The sequence below is a fragment of the Cupriavidus gilardii genome (assembly GCF_013314895.1).
In the GTDB taxonomy this organism is placed as follows: domain Bacteria; phylum Pseudomonadota; class Gammaproteobacteria; order Burkholderiales; family Burkholderiaceae; genus Cupriavidus; species Cupriavidus gilardii_C.
The window spans coordinates 241,817-259,038 of sequence record NZ_JABTYE010000005.1 but is presented as its reverse complement, the minus strand read 5'-3'; the positions used below and the strand labels follow the sequence as shown (position 1 = coordinate 259,038).

The following is a 17,222-nucleotide window of genomic DNA, read 5'->3' as shown; positions in this document are numbered from 1 at the left end:
CGCCACCCCCATTCAGGACCCCCTATGCCACAGATTGTCGTATTGCCCCACGCCGAATACTGCCCCGAAGGCGCCGTCATCGAAGCGAAGAAGGGCACCAGCATCTGCGACGTGCTGCTCGAACATGACATCGAGATCGAGCACGCCTGCGAGAAGTCGTGCGCCTGCACCACCTGCCATGTGGTGGTGCGCGAGGGCTTCAATTCGCTGAACGAAGCCGAAGAGAAAGAGGAAGACCTGCTCGACAAGGCCTGGGGCCTCGAGCCCAATTCCCGGCTGTCCTGCCAGGCCATCGTCGCCGACGAAGACCTGACCATCGAGATTCCCAAATACACGATCAATCACGCCAAGGAAGGCCACTGAGGCTGCCCGCGAACGAAGAAGAAGCTGGAGAACCCTGATGAAATGGACCGACACCTACGACATCGCGGCAGCGCTGTACGACAAGTACCCCGATGTCGATCCGCTGGGCGTGCGCTTCACCGACCTGCGCCGCTGGGTGATGGAGCTCGATGGTTTCGATGACCTGCCCGAGCGTTCGGGCGAGAAGATTCTCGAGGCGATCCAGGCCGCGTGGATCGAGGAAGCCAAGTAAAGCTCATGGCTGGCCCGGCCGTGCCGACCTCGCGGCCACAAAAAAAAGCGCGCTTCATCGAAGCGCGCTTTTCGTTTGATCGCTCGCCGTGGCGTCAGTCTTCCCGCCGCAGGTGCGGGAACAGAATCACGTCGCGGATGTTGGGGCTATCGGTCAGCAGCATCACCAGGCGGTCGATGCCGATGCCGCAGCCGCCGGTCGGGGGCATGCCGTATTCCAGCGCGCGGATGTAGTCGGCGTCGAAATACATCGCCTCCTCGTCGCCGGCATCCTTCTGCTCGACCTGCTTGCGGAACCTGTCGGCCTGATCTTCGGCGTCGTTCAGTTCCGAGAAGCCGTTGGCGATCTCGCGGCCGGTGATGAACAGCTCGAAGCGCTCGGTGATGCCGGGCACCGTATCGGAGGCCCGCGCCAGCGGCGAGACCTCGACCGGATAGTCGACGATGAAGGTCGGCTCCCACAGCTGGCTCTCGGCGGTTTCCTCGAACAACACCAGCTGCAGCGTGCCAAGTCCCGCATTGAGGAACTGCGGCGCGCTGGTGTTGACGCCGAACTTCTTCAGCTCGGTGCGCAGGAAGTCGGCATCGGCCAGCTGCGCGTCGGTGTATTGCGGCGCGTACTTCTGGATCGCCTGCGTGATCGTCAGCCGGTGGAAGGGCTTGCCCAGATCGAGCTCGCGTCCCTGATAGGTCAGCGTCGCGCTGCCGCGCGCGTCGATCGCCGCCTTGCGGATCAGGTCTTCGGTGAAGTCCATCAGCCACCGGTAATCGGTATAGGCCGCGTAGAACTCCATCATCGTGAACTCGGGGTTATGGCGCGGGCTGACCCCTTCGTTGCGGAAATTGCGGTTGATCTCGAACACGCGCTCGAAGCCGCCGACGATCAGCCGCTTCAGATAGAGCTCGGGCGCGATGCGCAGGAACATCTGCATGTCCAGCGCGTTGTGGTGCGTGATGAAGGGCTTGGCCGCGGCGCCGCCGGGAATCGCATGCAGCATCGGCGTTTCCACTTCCATGAAGCCGGCCTCGGCCATATGGCGGCGCAGCGACGAGATCGCTTCGGTGCGCGCACGGAAGGTTGCGCGCGTTTCCGGTGACACGATCAGGTCGACATAGCGCTGGCGGTATTTCATCTCCTGGTCCGACAGGCCGTGGAACTTGTCCGGCAGCGGCCGCAGCGACTTCGACAGCAGGCGCAGCTCCTGCACCTGCACCGACAGTTCCCCTTTGTTGGTGCGGAACAGCAGGCCGCGGGCGCTGATGATGTCGCCCAGGTCCCAGTGCTTGAAGTTGGCGTAGACCTCTTCGCCGACCTTGTCGCGCGTGATGTAGAACTGGATCTGGCCACTGCCGTCCTGCACCGTGGCGAAGCTGGCCTTGCCCATCACGCGCTTGAGCATCATGCGGCCGGCTACGGCGACCTCGACGGGATTGGCTTCGAGCGTCGCCTGGTCGGCTTCGCCGTACTGCTCGTGCAGGCTGGCGGCCTGGTGGGTCGGGCGGAAGTCGTTGGGGAAGGCGACGCCTTGCTGACGCAGCGCCTGCAGCTTCTCGCGCCGTTCGGCAATGATCTTGTTTTCGTCGACGGCGGGGGCCTGCTCGGCAGGCGCGCGGGTGGGTTCGGTCATGATGTCGTCAAAGGGCGGGGCACGGGGGCCGCGCGGGAAAGTCAGGTATTGCGGATATCGTCGAGTTCGGTGCTGCCGAAGTCCGGGCGCTGCAGGTAGGCGGCGATGCGGGCGGCGGCCTCCTCGGGGCTGGTCAGCTGCGCGTTGGCCTTCAGCGAGCGGAACCGCTCGACCTGGGCGAAGTCGGCCTCGCGGATGGCGGCCTGCATGCCGGTGTCGACCACGCCCGGCGCCAGCGCCACGGCGCGCACGCCGCGTTCGGCCGGTACCGACGCGTACTCGGCATTGACCGAGCGCACGAACATGTCGAGCCCCGCCTTGCCGGCGCAGTAGGCGCTCCAGCCTTCGATCGGCCGGCGTGCGGCGCCGGACGAAATCGCCAGCACCTTGCGCGGGCAGCCGAAGCGCTCGGTGCGCGCCAGGAAGGCCGCGGTCAGCGTCATCGGCGACACCAGATTGGTCATCAGGTGCGGCACCAGCGTGGCCTCCTGCAGCTCGGCGATCGGCGCGATCGGTTCGATCACGCCGGCGTTCAGCACCAGCGTGGCGCTGGTCGGGGCATCGACGGAGTCGAGTACGCTCGCCAGCCAGCTTGCCGCCTGCGCCGGTTTCGACAGGTCCTGCAGGTGCCAGGCGATCGGCACGCCGCTGGCCTGCGCCGCCTGCTCCAGTTCCGCATTGCGGCTGCGCGCCACGCACACCAGCCGGTTGCCCGGCACCATCAGCGCGCGCACCAGGGCCGCGCCCAGGCCGCGCGAGGCGCCGGTGACGATGATCAGATGGGATGCGTCAGTCGATGCGGCTGTGGTCATGGATGTCGCCCTGGCGGAGAGAGGTCGGTTCCCGCGGCACGGCCGCGCCGCGGGATCGGTGGCGCGGTGCGCGCCGGTCCTGCTGGTTCCTGATGCTGCAACGCTCGGTCCTGCGCTTACAGGCCCTGTTTCAGGCTCGCTTCGATAAAGGTGTCCAGGTCGCCGTCCAGCACCTTCTGCGTGTTGGACATTTCGACGTTGGTACGCAGATCCTTGATGCGGCTCTGGTCCAGCACGTACGAGCGGATCTGGTGGCCCCAGCCCACATCGGTCTTGGTCGATTCGAGCTTGTCGGCCTCGGCCTGGCGCTTGCGCATCTCGTGCTCGTACAGGCGCGACTTCAGCATCGACATCGCCTCGGCGCGGTTGCGGTGCTGCGAGCGGTCGTTCTGGCACTGCACGACGATGCCGGTCGGGATATGCGTGATCCGCACGGCCGAATCGGTCTTGTTGATGTGCTGGCCGCCCGCGCCCGAGGCGCGATAGGTATCGACGCGCAGGTCCGCCGGATTGATCTCGACCTCGAACGAGTCGTCGACCTCCGGATAGACGAACACCGACGAGAACGAGGTATGCCGGCCGCCCGACGAATCGAACGGCGACTTGCGCACCAGCCGGTGCACACCGGTCTCGGTGCGCAGGTAGCCGAACGCGTATTCGCCTTCGACCTTGATCGTGGCGCTCTTGATGCCGGCGACGTCGCCCTCGGACTCTTCCAGCACCTCGGCCTTGAAGCCCTTGCGCTCGCAGTACTTCAGGTACTGTCGCAGCAGCATCGAGGCCCAGTCGCACGCTTCGGTACCGCCCGCGCCGGCCTGGATATCGATGAAGGCATTGGCCTGATCGAGCTGGCCGGAGAACATGCGGCGGAACTCCATGTCGGCGACGGCCGCCTCGAAGCCCTTGACGTCCTCTTCGATCGACACCAGCGTGTCGTCGTCGCCTTCTTCACGCGCCAGCTCGAAGAGCTCCTGCGCGCTTTCCAGATCCTCGGTCAGCTTGCCCAGTACCTGGACCACGCCTTCGAGCATCTTCTTTTCCTTGCCGAGATCCTGGGCCCGCTTCGGGTTGTTCCAGACCTCGGGGTCTTCCAGTTCGCCGTTGACTTCGGCCAGACGTCCTACCTTGACGTCGTAGTCAAAGATACCCCCGTAGATCTTCCGTCCGGGAACGGAGATCGGAGATGGCGCCGGAGATGGCGTTGAGGCGTTCTGCTTCCATGGTGTTCTTGCGCTTTGAAAACCGTGAATTATAGCGGAACGGGGCGGCATTCCCCGCGCGATGGCCGATAATGCGCCGCGCGGCCGGCGCGGCTTTCGCGACCGTTGCCGGCGCGGCGCCGCGGCGCATGTCCGAGGTGGCGCCGAACTGTGGCCGCGACCGATGGTCTACAGTTGCGGGTGCGCCAACCGTTACATCGCTGGCGCGCTTTCGTTTCCACCCGCCGTTCCCGTCCGCCGCGGTCCGCCAGGGCCATGTCGCGGCAGGGCGCCCCGATTCCGATGCAGCCATGACGATGCCAGCCACTTCGACCCTCCCGACCGCGATCGCACCGACCGTCCCCGCCATCGGCCGCCGGCGCGCCATCGCCGCGCTGGCCGCCACGATGCTGGCGACGCTGGCAGGCTGTGGCACGGTGGGCGAGGGCGGCCCCGCGCCGGACGGCTACTACCGGGTGCGCTCGGGCGACACGCTGTATTCGATCGCGCGCCGCCATCGCCGCTCGGTGCGCGACCTGGTGCGCTGGAACGGCCTGCCAAGCGGCGACCGCATCGAGGTCGGCCAGCTGATTCGCGTGCGCCCGCCCGCCGGTGCCGCGGCCGCGTCCTCTTCGTCCAGCGGTCCCACCTCGGTCGAGGACACCCCGCGCGCCGCGGCGCAGTCGAGCCGACCGCCCGCCAGCCGCATCGCGCTGCAATGGCCGGCCGATGGCACCGTCACACAGGGCTATGCGCCGCCGGCCAGCAAGGGCCTGCGCATCGCGGTGCCGGCCAACGGCACGGTGCGGGCGGCCGCGTCGGGCTGGGCGATCCATGTCGGCGCGCTGCGCGGCTATGGCACGCTGGTGATCGTCAAGCACAACGACGACTGGCTGACGGTCTACGGCAATCTCGATCAGCCGATGGTCAAGGAAGGCGCGCAGGTGCAGGCAGGGCAGGCGGTCGGCCGTATGGGCGCCGCGGCCAGCGAGCTGCATTTCGAGGTGCGCGGCAACGGCAAGCCGGTCGATCCGGCCACGATGCTGCCGGCGCGGGGGTAAGCGCGACGTCATCGCCGGTTCGCCGAAGGCGCCGGCGAATTTCCGCTTACTGCGCGTGCTCGATCACCATCTGCACGCGCGTGACGCCGTTGAAGGTGTTGTTGTCCAGCCGGTAGGCCACCATCGCGCTGGCGCCCAGCGTGTCGGCGTGGTTGAACCAGATCGCGTCGAACTGGCGCTTGCCGCGGCCCAGCTGCAGCTTCAGATGCTTGCCCTTGAGCACGGTCTGGCGCAGCACGTCGAATTCCCCGCAGAAGGTCGGCGGCGGAAAGCCCTGACCCCATACCTGCTGCTCGAGCAGCGAGACGAATGCCGGATCGAAGCAGTGGTCCTCGATCTCGCCGTCGGTCTCGATCACGCGGGCGAGGTGATCGTCGGTCAGCCATTCGCGGCCGATGCCTTCGAACGCGTCCATGAAGCGCTCGAAATCGCCCGCGCGCAGCGTCAGGCCGGCCGCCATCGCATGGCCGCCGAACTTGACCAGCAGACCGGGATGGCGTTTGGACACGAGATCGAGCGCATCGCGCAGATGAAAGCCCGGAATCGAGCGGCCCGAGCCCTTGATGGTGGCCTCGTCGCCCGGCGCGAAGGTGATGGTCGGGCGATGGAATTTCTCCTTGAGCCGCGACGCCACGATGCCGATCACGCCCTGATGCCAGGTGTCGTTGAACACGCTGACGGTAAAGCGAGACGACGGGTCGAGCCCGTCGAGCGGACGTTCCAGGATCTGCAGCGCTTCCTGCTGCATGCCGGCCTCGATATCGCGCCGCTCGCGGTTCATCGCATCGAGCTGCTGGGCAATCTCCCAGGCGCGCTCGGCGTCGTCGCTGAGCAGGCATTCGATGCCGAGCGACATGTCGGCGAGCCGTCCGGCAGCGTTCAGCCGCGGTCCCAGCCCAAAGCCGAGATCGAAGGTGGTGGCGCGGCTGGCCTCGCGCCCGGCGGCGCGGAACAGGGCGGCGACGCCCGCGTGCATCCGGCCCGCGCGCATGCGCTTGAGCCCCTGCGCGACCAGGATGCGGTTGTTGGTGTCGAGCTTGACCACGTCCGCCACGGTGCCGAGCGCGACCAGATCGAGCAGCGTGTCCAGCCGCGGCTGACTGGCCGGCGTGAAGACGCCGCGCTGGCGCAGTTCCGCGCGCAGCGCCAGCAGCACGTAGAACATCACGCCGACGCCCGCCAGATTCTTGCTGGGAAAGCCGCAGCCCGGCTGGTTCGGATTGACGATGACCGCGGCGTCGGGCAGCTGGTCGCCGGGCAGATGGTGGTCGGTCACCACCACGTCGATGCCGCGCGCATTGGCCGCGGCCACGCCATCGACGCTCGCGATGCCGTTGTCGACGGTGACGATCACGTCCGGATTGCGCTGCGCCGCCAGCGCGACGATCTCCGGCGTCAGGCCGTAGCCGTATTCGAAGCGGTTCGGCACGATGTAGTCGACCTGGGCGCCGAGCATGCGCAAACCGCGCACGCCGACCGCGCAGGCGGTGGCGCCGTCGCAGTCGTAGTCGGCGACGATCAGCAGCCGGCGGCGCGCCGCGATCGCATCGGCCAGATAGACCGCGGCGCGGTCAATGCCCTTCATCGCCTGCGGCGCCACCAGCTCGGGCAGGTCGGTGGCGAGCTCGCGCGCATGGGAGACGCCGCGCGCCGACAGGATGCGCGCCAGCGTCGGATGCAGGCCCAGCGCGGCGAGCGCGCTGGCGTGGTCGGGCTGGTGGGGGCGGATCGCGATGCGGGTCATGGGATCGGAACGATAGCGACGATAGCCACGATAGCGACGATAGCGTCGAAAGCGAAGCAGGGGCCGGGGCGGCGGCCGACCGGACGAAGCCGGCAGGATGGACGAAGCGGAATCGGCATGGTCGCGCTCATGCGGCAAGGGCCAGATCGGACAGCAGCGCGCGCCAGTCGCCGCGCATGCCCATGCCGCGCCAGAACTTGCGCAGGTCGCCGCGGCGCACGGTGAATTCGGCGTGATGGTCGTCGCCGCCGAGCACCAGCGTCAAGGCCTGCAGTCGGCCCGCTTCGAGCGCGGCCAGCGCGGGCGCAAACCAGTCGGCCTCGAGCGCATGCAGCCGCTCGATCCAGCTGCCCCAGTCCTCGGCGATATAGGGCGAGGCGCAGGCATCGAGCAGCGCCATCGCGGTGCCGTCCGCCTGCAGCGATGCCAGCGATGCCAGCGAGGGCGGCAAGGGCAGGCATGCGGCGCCGCCCGCCAGCGCCAGCCCGCGCAGCAGCGGATCGTCGCCGAGCACCGTATCGGCGAGCCGCGGCACCGCCTGCAGCGCGCCGCCGCCGTGCAGCCAGACCGAGTTGACGGGCAGCGCGCCGCGGGCCTCGCGCGCCTGGTTGACCGGATGGTCGAACCAGGTCATCTGGATCTCGTTCTGCAGCCGCCGCCAGTCGCGCTCGCGCGGGCCGGACTGCATCCAGACATCGATATTGCGGCCGGCGGCGCGCAGCGGCGGCGTGGCGTCAAGCGGGCCGAACACGGCTTCGGGCAGATACCAGCGTCCGGGGTGCGGCGCGTCGAGCGCGATGCCGGAATCGTTCAGCAGCGGCGCGATCGCCTCGCGCAGCGCGGCCGACTCCGCCGGCTCCAGCGTCAGCAGCGCGGGGTCCATCAGCACCAGATGATCGCGCGCGGCATGGATATGGACCGGCTGCAGGCAGACCCAGCGCCGATCGTCGCGGCCGGGGGCGGCGCCGGCATGTTGATGGTCGGCCAGCCGCATGTAGGGCGCGGTGGGCACGCGCGCGGTGTCGAGCCCCGCGCGCGCCGCCAGCCAGCGCTCATGCGGCAGGGAGCGCAGCCCGGTCGGGTCGTAGCCGGCGCCGTGGCGCTCGCGCGCACTGGCGCCGGCGCGCGTCAGCAACTTTCCTAGCGCGGGCAACTCCAACTGCCGCAGCAGGGCGCCGGCAATGCCGCCACCGGCGCCGTTCGGCTCGTCCAGGCCCTCGGTATCCGCGCCGGGCGGGACCGAAAAGGGCACAATCAGGGTCAGGTGCGTCGTCATGGTTGGCGAGATTGTAAACTCGCGGCTGGCCGGCGCGTCCCGATTCACCGAATTCGCGCCGGATTTGCGCGGAATGCGCACGCGCCGGGGGCGCGATGGCGGCTCGGCCGGCCCCATCGATCCGGCCTGACAGGCGCCCAGCGCGCGTTGGCAACGAAACACAGGAACCGTCTTGAACTTTCCCTACGAGTGGCAGATCGGCTGGCGCTATACCCGCGCCAGCAAACGCGCCAGCCGCAATACCTTCATCTCGTTCATCTCGATGATTTCGATGCTCGGCATCGCGCTCGGCGTGGCCGCGCTGATCGTCGTGCTGTCGGTAATGAACGGCTTCCAGAAGGAGGTGCGTGACCGCATGCTGTCGGTGCTGGCGCATATCGAGGTCATCGGCCCGTCCACGCTGCCGGACTGGCGCCGCACCGCCGCCGAGGCGATGCGCAACAAGGAGGTGATCGGCGCCGCGCCTTATGTCGCCGCGCAGGCGATGCTGACCCGTGGCGACGTGGTGCGCGGCGTGCTGCTGCGCGGCGTCGATCCGGCCGAGGAGCCGAAGGTCTCGGACATCGGCAAGCAATTCAAGGGCGGCAGCCTGACCGAGCTGCAGCCCGGCGGCTTCGGCATCGTGCTCGGCGGCGAGCTGGCCGCGGCGATGGGCGTGAGCGTGGGCGACAAGGTCGCGCTGGTGGCCCCGCAGGGCACCATCACGCCCGCCGGCGTGCTGCCGCGGCTCAAGCAGTTCACCGTGGTCGGCGTGTTTTCGTCGGGCCATTACGAGTTCGACAGCGCGCTGGCGTTGATCGACATCCAGGACGCGCAGACGCTGTTCCGGCTCGACGGTCCCAACGGGCTGCGACTGAAGCTGTCCGACATGCAGCGCGCCCCGCAGGTCGCCGACGCGCTGGCCGGCACGCTGTCGGGCGAGCTCTATCTGCGCGACTGGTCCAAGCAGAACCGCAACTGGTTCGCTGCGGTGCAGACCGAGAAACGGATGATGTTCATCATCCTGACGCTGATCATTGCGGTGGCGGCCTTCAATCTGGTGTCGACGCTGGTGATGACGGTCACCGACAAGCAGGCCGATATCGCGATCCTGCGCACCATGGGCGCGCAGCCCGGCTCGATCATGCGCATCTTCATCGTGCAGGGCGTGGCGATCGGCTTCATCGGCACCGTGCTCGGCGTGCTCGGCGGTACGCTGATCGCGACCAACATCGACGTGATCGTGCCCTTCATCGAGCGGATCCTGCAGGTCCAGTTCCTGCCCCGCGACATCTATTTCATCAGCGAATTGCCCTCGGACCCGCGCGTGAACGACATCGCCACCATCGGCACCATTTCCTTCGTGCTGGCCATCCTGGCCACGCTCTATCCCAGCTGGCGCGCCGCCCGCGTGAATCCCGCGGAGGCGCTGCGCTATGAGTGAGGCCATCCTGAACCGCACCGCTTCCCCCGATGCCACGCCCGCGGCCACGCCGGCGGGCACTGCCGCAGCCGCGCAGCCGATCCTCACCGCGCAGGGGCTGTGCAAGCGTTTCCGCCAGGGCGGGCTCGATGTCGAGGTGTTGCGCGGCGTCGATCTGCGCATCGATGCCGGCGAAAAGGTCGCCATCGTCGGCGCCTCCGGCTCGGGCAAAAGCACGCTGCTGCATGTGCTGGGCGGGCTCGACAATCCCGATTCGGGCAGCGTCGCGTTGCTCGGCAAGCCCTTCACCGATCTGCGCGAGACCGAGCGCAATCTGGTGCGCAACCGCTCCCTGGGCTTCGTCTACCAGTTCCACCATCTGCTGCCCGAGTTCACCGCGCTGGACAACGTCGCGATGCCGATGCGCATCCGCGGCCTGCGCCAGGCCGAAGCGCGCCAGGCCGCGCAGGCGATGCTGGCCCGCGTGGGCCTGGGCGAGCGCGCGAAGCATCGGCCGGGCGAACTGTCGGGCGGCGAGCGGCAGCGCGTGGCGATCGCGCGGGCGCTGGTGGGGCAGCCGGCCTGCGTGCTGGCCGACGAGCCCACCGGCAACCTCGACGACCACACTGCCGGCGGCGTCTACGACCTGATGCTGGAGCTGTCGCGCACACTGGGCACCAGCTTCGTGATCGTCACGCACGATCTCGATCTGGCCAATCGTTGCGACCGCGTGCTGCGGCTGCGCGACGGCCATCTGCATCGCGAACGCTGAAGCCGCGCCGGAGCGCATCGCCGATGTGGATTGACACCCATTGCCATCTCGACGCGGCCGAGTTCGATGAGGACCGCGACGCGGTGATCGCAGGCGCGGCCGCGGCCGGTGTCAGCGGCATCGTGCTGCCGGCGGTGGCGGTGTCGAACTTCGCCGCGGTGCGCGCTCTGGCGCATCGCCATCCGGCATGCGTCTACGCGCTCGGCATCCATCCGCTGTGCACGCCCGGGGCGGGGCAGTCCGACATCGACGTCCTGCGGCACGAGGTCGTGGCCGCGCTGCCCGATCCTCGCTTCGTCGGCATCGGCGAGATCGGGCTCGATTTTTTCGTGCCGGGCCTCGATGCGGAACGCCAGACCTGGCTCTACATCGAGCAGCTGAAGATCGCGCGCGACTTCGATCTGCCGGTGCTGCTGCATGTCCGCAAGTCGCAGGACCAGGTCGCCGCGCAGTTGCGGCGCGTCGGCGTGCGGCGCGGCATCGCGCATGCCTTCAACGGCAGCACGCAGCAGGCCGAGCGCTTCGTCGAACAGGGGTTCAAGCTCGGCTTCGGCGGCAATCTGACCTTCAGCCGGGCGCGGCAGATCCGGCGGCTGGCGGTGGAGCTGCCGCTCGAGGCGCTGGTGCTCGAGACCGATGCGCCTGACATCGCCCCATCCTGGCTGACCGACGACCAGTTCGGCGAACAGCGCAAGGTGCGCAACACGCCGGCCGAGGTGGCGGGCGTCGCGCGCGTGCTGGGCGAATTGCGCCGCATCGATGCCGAAGCGTTGGCCCGGGCGACCTGGCGCAACGCGGTCGACGCGCTGCCTCGCCTGGCGGCCTTTGCGGCCACCATGGCCCCAGCCTCCGCCGTGACGGACTGACAAGTTTCGGGCTGCCGCCCGGCGGTATAAACGCAGGCATTGTCATCCTCCGAACGAGGGCGAGCATGTCTGCGGTCCTTCCAGTCCTTCCGGTCCTTCCAGTCCTTGCAGTCTTTTCCGACGCGGCGTTGCCGGCGCGGCGATGCGCCTGACCTTGTGCGCGTTCGTGGCGGGTTGCTGGCTGGTGCAGCAGCTGCCCGCGCTGCCGGCTGCTTCGATCAGCATGATCGCCGCGCTGGCGGCGCTTGGCGTGCTGCTCGCGCTGTCGCCGTTGGCCGAACGACGCGCGCCGTCCGCAGCCGGGCCCTTGCCGTCTTCCTCGCTGGTCATTGGTGCCCGCTTGCTGGCGACCGTGCTCGCCGCGGCGATGCTTGGCGCGGCCTGGGCGGCATGGCGCGCCGAGCGTCGGCTGGCGGAGCGGCTCGTTCCCGAACTGGAGGGCGTGGCGCTGTCGCTGACCGGCGTGGTGTCCAGCCTGCCGACCGGCAGTAGTCAGGGCGTGCGCTTCAACCTCACCGTCGACGGCAAGCACCCGGCCGGTTTGCCCGCGTTGCTGTCGCTCGGCTGGCAACAGGCGCCGCCCGATCTGCTGCCCGGTACGCGGCTGGCGCTGACCGTGCGGCTGAAGCGGCCGCATGGCCTCGCCAATCCGCATGGCTTCGACTACGAGTACTGGCTGCTGCAGCGAGGCATCGGTGCGACCGGCTACGTGCTGGCGAGCCGCCCCGCAGCGCAGGTGCCGCTGCGGCCTGCCTGGCGCATCGCGCGCTGGCGCGCCCGGATGCGCGCGCGCATGCTGGCGGTGATGCCGGCCGATGCGCCGTTCGCCGGCGTGCTGGTGGCGCTGGCGATCGGCGACCAAAGCGGCATCGCCGCCGAACAGTGGCGCTGGTTCACCCGCACCGGAATCGGCCATCTGGTCAGCATTTCGGGGCTGCATATCACGATGATTTCCGGCTTGGCCGGCGTGCTGGCGCGGGCGCTGTGGCGGCGCTCGTTCGGCCTGGGCAGATGGCTGCGGCGGCCGTTGCCATTGCGATGTCCCGCCCAGCGCGCGGCGGCGCTGGTCGCGGTGGCCGCCGCGTTGGCCTATGGCCTGCTGTCCGGCATGGAGGTGCCGGCGCAACGCACGGTCGCGATGGTTGCCGTGGCCGCGCTGGCGCTGTGGTGGCAGCGCCGGCCGCCGGCTTCGCTGGTGCTGGCGTGGGCCGCGGCGGCGGCAATCGCGCTGGATCCCTGGGCGGTGCGGGCGGCGGGATTCTGGCTGTCGTTCGGCGCGGTCGCGGCGATCTTTCTGGCGGCATCGCAGCGGACCGTGGCGGCACCCGGCGCCGACCCGTCGCAGCGGGCGGCCTGGCAATTGCGCTGGCATCGCCTGCGTCGGCATCTGGCGGAGGCGGTGCGCACGCAATGGGCCGTGACCGTCGGGCTGCTGCCGCCGACGCTGCTGTTGTTCCAGCAGGTGTCGGTGGTGTCGCCGCTGGCCAATGCGCTGGCGATTCCGCTGGTCAGCCTGGCGGTGACGCCGCTGGCATTAGGCGCGGCGTTGCTGACCCTGTGGCCGGCGGACTGGCCGATCGGCGCTGCCGTCGCCATGTTGGCCGCGCTGCTGCTGACGCTCGCGCATCAGGCGATGGTGTGGCTCGCCGCGGTGCTGGTCCGGCTGGCGGCGCCGAATTGGGCGGTCTGGCAGGCGGCGCGGCCCGACACCGTCGAACTCGCCCTGGCGATGCTCGGCACGGCGGTGCTGCTGGCGCCGCGCGCCTTCGGCTGGGCGTGGCGCGTGCATGGACTGGTGCTGCTGATCCCGATGCTGTCGAGCGGTCGCGCACCGTTGCCGGCCGCCGCCTTCCGCGCTACCGCGCTCGACGTGGGGCAGGGCGCCGCGGTGCTGATCGAAACCCGCCGCCACCGGCTGCTGTACGACACGGGGCCGGCCTATGGCCCGGCAGACTCACCGCGGCCGAGCGCCGGCGAGCGCGTGGTGGTGCCGTTCCTGCGCGCGATCGGCGTGCATGCGCTCGATGCGCTCGTGATCAGCCACGAGGATGCCGACCACGCCGGCGGCGCGCGCGATGTCATGGCAGCGCTGCCCGTGCGCCGCATGTGGGCGTCGTTGCCGCGCGGCCATCCGCTGTGGCAATTGCCGCCCGGTGTCGCGCCGGATGTCGGCGAGGTCTGCGCGGCGGGCATCGCGTGGCAATGGGACGGCGTGCGCTTCGAATTGCTGCATCCGTTGCCGGGGCAGGGCGACGACGCGACGATCGGCAGCAATGCGCGCAGTTGCGTGCTGCGGATCTCGAGCCCCGATGCGGCGATGCTGCTGACCGGCGATATCGATCGCGCCGCCGAACTGGCGATGGTCGGGCGCCTGCCGCCCGATGCGCTGCGTGCGGACCTGCTGCTGGTGCCGCACCATGGCAGCCGCACTTCGTCCAGCGACGAGTTGCTCGAAGCGGTCGGCCCCGCGGCGGCGGTGTTCCAGCTCGGCTATCGCAACCGCTACCGGCATCCGCATGCGCAGGTGTGGGCGCGCTATGGGCGCCGCGGCATTGCGCGTTACCGCAGCGATCGCACTGGCGCGGTCGAACTGCTCGCCGATCGGAACGGCATCGCGATCGCGCCGTTCCGGCAGCAGGCGCGGCGCTACTGGCGGCCGGCGCCCGATGCGCCGGAGTGAGGGTTTGGCGCTGGCCGAGCCCTGCTTATGCCTGCTGACGCCTGGCCGCGCGACGTGCAACGGGCTTTGCTGCCGCCTTTGCTTCTGCTTTCGATGCCGGCTTTGCCGCGGGCTTTCCCGCCGGACGTGCATTGCGCCGCGTCCTTTCCCGCGGCACCGGTTCGAGCGCATGACCGGGTTCGGCGCTGGCGATGCGCCGCTCGCGCAGATGCGCCTTCGCGCGTTGCAGCCGGCCCGCCATCGTATCGGCCCGCGCCAGCGCGACGCCGGCGGCCAGCACATCGCCGAGCACCAGATGGCTGATGCGCGAGGTCATCGGCGTGTAGACCTCGCTGTCCTCCTCGACATCGGAGAACACGCACACGTCGGCCAGCGCGGCCAGCGGCGAGCCGCTGTGCGTCAGCGCCAGCACGCTGGCGCCCGCGCTGCGCGCCAGCGTGGCGGCGGTCAGCATGTCCCAGGTGCGGCCGCTGTTCGATACCAGCACCGCGACGTCGCCCGGTGCCAGCAGCGCCGCGGACATGCTGAACACATGGGGATCGGAATAGGCGACGGTTGGCATGCCGAGGCGGAAGAACTTGTGCTGGATATCGAGCGCCACGATGCCGGAATTGCCGCAGCCGTAGAACTCGATGCGGCGCGCGCCGGCCAGCAGCGCAATGCCGTGCTCGATCTGATCGGCCGACAGCGCATTGCGTACCGACATCAACGTCGCGATGGTGCGATCGAACACCTTGCCGGCGATGTCGGCCGGCCGGTCCTGCGGATTGACGTCCTGATGCACGAACGGCGTGCCGGCGCCGACGGTCTGCGCGAACTGCAGCTTGAACTCGCGAAAGCCGTCATAGCCCAGCGCCGCGCAGAAGCGCGCGATGGTCGGCTGCGACACGCCGGCGCGGCGCGCCAGTTCTGGCATCGACAGCCGGATCACGCTGGCGCCGTGGCGCGCCACGTAGTCGGCCAGGCGGCGTTCGGAAGGACGAAGGGAGTCGTAGACGGCGAGGATGCGGTCGCGCATGAGGGCGGAGGTCGGATTGGAGTCGGGATATGTAGAGATTCTACTGGGTCGGGCCGAATGATCGGGCCGATCGCACCGCGCCACAGTCGGGAATAACCCTGATGTCATGCGATGAAAGCCGCGGTTTTTTCGGAGGATTTGCGGAGTCACCGGTTTATTGCTGCGAATCAGGGCTTCTGGAGCGGCGCTGTCTTCGGTAGAATGTAGAAATTCTACACAAACAGGCCGGCCGCGGAGCCGCCGATCTCCTCGGCGCGCCGCCTCGGCACGCCGCCCCTGCCGCATGCCCCAGACTCTCGATCCCATCGTGCGCGAAGTCACCGAGCGCATCGTCCAACGCAGCCGCGCCAGCCGCGCCGCCTACCTGGAACGTTGCGCCCGCGCGCAGCGCGAACAGGGGCCGGCGCAGGGGCTGTCGTGCGCCAATCTGGCCCACGGCTACGCCGCGCTGCCGGCCGCCGACAAGCTGAAGCTGCGCGTCGAACACGCGTTGAATCTTGGCATCGTCACCGCGTACAACGACATGCTGTCGGCGCACCAGCCCTATGAACGCTATCCCGCGCTGATTCGTGCGGCCGCGCGCGAAGCGGGAGCGGTGGCCCAGGTGGCCGGCGGCGTGCCGGCGATGTGCGACGGCATCACGCAGGGCAATCCCGGCATGGAGCTGTCGCTGTTTTCGCGCGATGCGATCGCGATGGGTGCCGCGATCGCGCTGTCGCACAACACCTTCGATGCGGTGGTGATGCTCGGCGTCTGCGACAAGATCGTGCCGGGACTGGTGATGGGTGCGCTGCAGTTCGGCCATCTGCCGGTGGTGATGGTGCCGGCCGGACCGATGGCCAGCGGCCTGCCCAACAAGGAGAAGGCGCGCGTGCGCCAGCTCTATGCGACCGGCAAGGTCGGCCGCGACGCGCTGCTCGAAGCCGAATGCCAGGCCTATCACGGCGCGGGCACCTGCACCTTCTACGGCACGGCCAACAGCAACCAGCTGCTGATGGAGATCATGGGCCTGCATCTGCCGGGCGCGGCCTTCGTGCCGCCAGAGGGCGGCCTGCGCGATGCATTGACCGCGGCCGCGGCGCAGCGCGCGCTGGCGCTGTCGGCGCGCGGCGACTGTTATCTGCCGATCTGCCGCATCGTCGACGAACGGGCGGTCGTCAACGGCATCGTCGGCCTGCTGGCGACCGGCGGCTCGACCAATCACACGATCCACCTGGTGGCGATGGCGCGCGCGGCCGGCATCGTGATCGACTGGGACGACTTCGATCGCCTGTCGCGCGTGACGCCGCTGCTGGCGCGGGTCTATCCGAACGGCGCGGCCGACGTCAATCATTTCCACGCCGCGGGCGGCGTCGCCTTCGTGATCCGCGAACTACTGGGCGCCGGGCTGCTGCACGAGAATGTCGAGACCGTGGCCGGGCCGGGTCTGGCGCGTTATGCGCAGGAGCCGGTGCTGGAAGACGGTGCGCTGCGCTGGCGCGACGGCCCGGCGCAAAGCGGCGATGCGCAGGTGCTGGCGCCGATCGAGCGGCCCTTTGCACCCGAAGGCGGCCTGCGGCTGATGTCCGGCAATCTGGGGCGCGGCGTGATCAAGGTATCGGCCGTCGCGCCCGAGCACCGGATCGTCGAGGCGCCGGCGCGCGTGTTCGACTCGCAGCAGGCGCTGCAGGATGCGTTCACGCGCGGGGAACTCGACCGCGACGTCATCGTCGTGGTGCGCTTCCAGGGGCCGAATGCCAACGGCATGCCCGAGCTGCACCGGCTGACGCCGCCGCTGGGCGCGCTGCAGGACGCCGGCCATCGCGTCGCGCTGGTGACCGACGGCCGCATGTCGGGCGCCTCCGGCAAGGTGCCCGCAGTGATCCACGTGGGTCCCGAGGCGACGGCAGGCGGTCCGCTCGCGCGCGTGCGCGACGGTGACCTGCTGCGCGTCGATGCGATCGCCGGCACGCTGCAGTGGCTGGGCGATCCGGCCGAGTTCGCGGCCCGCGCTCCCGCTGCACCGCCGCAAGATGCGTTCGCCGACTTCAGCCTGGGCCGCGGCCTGTTCGGATTGTTCCGTCGCCACGCGCGCAGCGCCGAGCAGGGCGGCAGCGCGCTGGACCTCAGCGAGGTCGATGCGATGGCGGCGCAGGCGCCGCGCGCACTATAGTCGTGCTGTAGGGCCTAC

14 protein-coding genes are annotated in these 17,222 nt (G+C 69.3%); 8 read left to right on the top strand and 6 right to left on the bottom strand.

Features of this window, described 5'->3' with window-relative positions:
• Positions 1-24: 24 nt before the first annotated feature.
• Together fdx and iscX are read left to right on the top strand one after the other, a co-directional pair.
• Positions 25-363: an ISC system 2Fe-2S type ferredoxin gene (fdx, locus tag HTY53_RS07310; RefSeq protein ID WP_174105830.1), complete on the top strand. Its 339-nt coding sequence runs from the start codon at positions 25-27 to the stop codon at positions 361-363.
• Between the two features lie 37 nt (positions 364-400).
• A complete protein-coding gene (gene iscX, locus HTY53_RS07305; RefSeq protein ID WP_174105829.1) occupies positions 401-595 on the top strand; it encodes a Fe-S cluster assembly protein IscX in 195 nt (64 codons plus the stop codon).
• Positions 596-689: 94 nt separating this feature from the next.
• Here iscX and lysS read toward each other — a convergent pair whose 3' ends face one another.
• The 3 genes from lysS to prfB form a co-directional block, all read right to left on the bottom strand.
• On the bottom strand, positions 690-2,222 hold the full coding sequence (gene lysS, locus HTY53_RS07300; RefSeq protein ID WP_174105828.1) for a lysine--tRNA ligase: 1,533 nt from the start codon (positions 2,220-2,222) through the stop codon (positions 690-692).
• Positions 2,223-2,263: 41 nt separating this feature from the next.
• Positions 2,264-3,034, bottom strand: coding sequence for an SDR family oxidoreductase (locus HTY53_RS07295; protein ID WP_174105827.1), 771 nt, complete (start codon positions 3,032-3,034; stop codon positions 2,264-2,266).
• A 116-nt stretch (positions 3,035-3,150) separates the two neighbouring features.
• A protein-coding gene (gene prfB, locus HTY53_RS07290) for a peptide chain release factor 2 (RefSeq protein WP_149319307.1) occupies positions 3,151-4,255 on the bottom strand; the annotation gives its coding sequence in 2 pieces (ribosomal slippage) (positions 3,151-4,173 and positions 4,175-4,255; 1,104 coding nt in all).
• A 295-nt stretch (positions 4,256-4,550) separates the two neighbouring features.
• On the opposite strand from prfB, the gene HTY53_RS07285 reads away from it, so the two are divergent.
• Positions 4,551-5,294 (top strand): M23 family metallopeptidase, encoded by a 744-nt coding sequence (locus tag HTY53_RS07285; RefSeq protein ID WP_174105826.1) that lies wholly within the window; start codon positions 4,551-4,553, stop codon positions 5,292-5,294.
• 46 nt (positions 5,295-5,340) lie between these two features.
• On the opposite strand, the gene recJ is transcribed toward HTY53_RS07285, so the two are convergent.
• Complete coding sequence (gene recJ / locus HTY53_RS07280) at positions 5,341-7,038, bottom strand: single-stranded-DNA-specific exonuclease RecJ (RefSeq protein ID WP_174105825.1); 1,698 nt, start codon at positions 7,036-7,038, stop codon at positions 5,341-5,343.
• Positions 7,039-7,165: 127 nt separating this feature from the next.
• The gene (locus HTY53_RS07275; RefSeq protein ID WP_174105824.1) at positions 7,166-8,314 is read right to left on the bottom strand and encodes a hypothetical protein; all 1,149 of its coding nucleotides are present in this window, start codon (positions 8,312-8,314) and stop codon (positions 7,166-7,168) included.
• Positions 8,315-8,486: 172 nt separating this feature from the next.
• Between HTY53_RS07275 and HTY53_RS07270 the strand changes: the two genes are divergently transcribed.
• The 4 genes from HTY53_RS07270 (at position 8,487) to HTY53_RS07255 (ending at position 14,034) form a co-directional block, all read left to right on the top strand.
• A complete protein-coding gene (locus HTY53_RS07270) occupies positions 8,487-9,737 on the top strand; it encodes a lipoprotein-releasing ABC transporter permease subunit (RefSeq protein ID WP_174105823.1) in 1,251 nt (416 codons plus the stop codon).
• Positions 9,730-10,488: a lipoprotein-releasing ABC transporter ATP-binding protein LolD gene (lolD, locus tag HTY53_RS07265; RefSeq protein ID WP_174105822.1), complete on the top strand. Its 759-nt coding sequence runs from the start codon at positions 9,730-9,732 to the stop codon at positions 10,486-10,488. The genes HTY53_RS07270 and lolD overlap by 8 nt, the downstream gene beginning before the upstream one ends.
• Before the next feature lie 23 nt (positions 10,489-10,511).
• A complete protein-coding gene (locus HTY53_RS07260; protein WP_174105821.1) occupies positions 10,512-11,354 on the top strand; it encodes a TatD family hydrolase in 843 nt (280 codons plus the stop codon).
• Positions 11,355-11,496: 142 nt separating this feature from the next.
• Positions 11,497-14,034 carry a DNA internalization-related competence protein ComEC/Rec2 gene (locus HTY53_RS07255; protein WP_174105820.1) on the top strand — a complete coding sequence of 846 codons (2,538 nt, stop codon included), beginning with the start codon at positions 11,497-11,499 and terminating at the stop codon, positions 14,032-14,034.
• Between the two features lie 25 nt (positions 14,035-14,059).
• On the opposite strand, the gene HTY53_RS07250 is transcribed toward HTY53_RS07255, so the two are convergent.
• Entirely contained in the window at positions 14,060-15,052 is a 993-nt protein-coding gene (locus tag HTY53_RS07250) for a MurR/RpiR family transcriptional regulator (RefSeq protein WP_174105819.1), read from the bottom strand.
• 283 nt (positions 15,053-15,335) lie between these two features.
• Between HTY53_RS07250 and edd the strand changes: the two genes are divergently transcribed.
• Positions 15,336-17,204 carry a phosphogluconate dehydratase gene (edd, locus tag HTY53_RS07245; RefSeq protein ID WP_174105818.1) on the top strand — a complete coding sequence of 623 codons (1,869 nt, stop codon included), beginning with the start codon at positions 15,336-15,338 and terminating at the stop codon, positions 17,202-17,204.
• Positions 17,205-17,222 lie beyond the last annotated feature (18 nt).

Coding starts and splice junctions, on each gene's coding strand:
- HTY53_RS07255 (WP_174105820.1), top strand. CDS start 11,497: ATGCGCCTGACCTTGTGCGCGTTCGTGGCGGGTTGCTGGCTGGTGCAG.
- HTY53_RS07250 (WP_174105819.1), bottom strand. CDS start 15,052: ATGCGCGACCGCATCCTCGCCGTCTACGACTCCCTTCGTCCTTCCGAA.
- HTY53_RS07275 (WP_174105824.1), bottom strand. CDS start 8,314: ATGACGACGCACCTGACCCTGATTGTGCCCTTTTCGGTCCCGCCCGGC.
- HTY53_RS07260 (WP_174105821.1), top strand. CDS start 10,512: ATGTGGATTGACACCCATTGCCATCTCGACGCGGCCGAGTTCGATGAG.
- fdx (WP_174105830.1), top strand. CDS start 25: ATGCCACAGATTGTCGTATTGCCCCACGCCGAATACTGCCCCGAAGGC.
- recJ (WP_174105825.1), bottom strand. CDS start 7,038: ATGACCCGCATCGCGATCCGCCCCCACCAGCCCGACCACGCCAGCGCG.
- lysS (WP_174105828.1), bottom strand. CDS start 2,222: ATGACCGAACCCACCCGCGCGCCTGCCGAGCAGGCCCCCGCCGTCGAC.
- edd (WP_174105818.1), top strand. CDS start 15,336: ATGCCCCAGACTCTCGATCCCATCGTGCGCGAAGTCACCGAGCGCATC.
- lolD (WP_174105822.1), top strand. CDS start 9,730: ATGAGTGAGGCCATCCTGAACCGCACCGCTTCCCCCGATGCCACGCCC.
- iscX (WP_174105829.1), top strand. CDS start 401: ATGAAATGGACCGACACCTACGACATCGCGGCAGCGCTGTACGACAAG.
- HTY53_RS07285 (WP_174105826.1), top strand. CDS start 4,551: ATGCCAGCCACTTCGACCCTCCCGACCGCGATCGCACCGACCGTCCCC.
- HTY53_RS07295 (WP_174105827.1), bottom strand. CDS start 3,034: ATGACCACAGCCGCATCGACTGACGCATCCCATCTGATCATCGTCACC.